Annotated in this window: 1 protein-coding gene; it reads right to left on the reverse strand. The window is 49.7% G+C overall.

The genetic code is table 11. The annotated features are described in order from the left end of the window. Window positions 1–146: transposase (locus Q4519_RS22490; RefSeq protein ID WP_369293065.1), on the reverse strand; the 146-nt coding region annotated here is incomplete at its 3' end. Window positions 147–370 lie beyond the last annotated feature (224 nt).

Consider the following 370-nt stretch of genomic DNA (forward strand, 5'->3'; position numbering starts at 1 on the left):
CTCCGGCAATGGCGTAAGCCAAAGCCATAAGCAGGGCTTTTTAAGTCCCGAAATGATTCTTCGATTTGCATCCGTTTAGCGTAGAGTTTAACGACTTGTTTTGCAGTAAACATGGGGGGGCAAGTTGGTGGTAAGCATCCATCCATGGCTCTTTCGCTGAACGTTGATATAAGTGTTGAGCAGAATGCTTTTGACCCGTGCGGCTATGCCTCTTACCTTTGCGTTTCTTATCAGCCCCTTTGTACAAATAAAGCTGGCATGCAAGAGGACTCTTCTTTGCGATGACAGCAGGTCCGAGGTGCTGAGGCTGTGTATTCGATAGCCAGCCTTGCTTGGCTAGCTTCACACCCACCTCGCCGCGTAAACGGCC

The organism is Motilimonas sp. 1_MG-2023, assembly GCF_030547455.1.
GTDB lineage: Bacteria > Pseudomonadota > Gammaproteobacteria > Enterobacterales > CBDFNC01 > Motilimonas.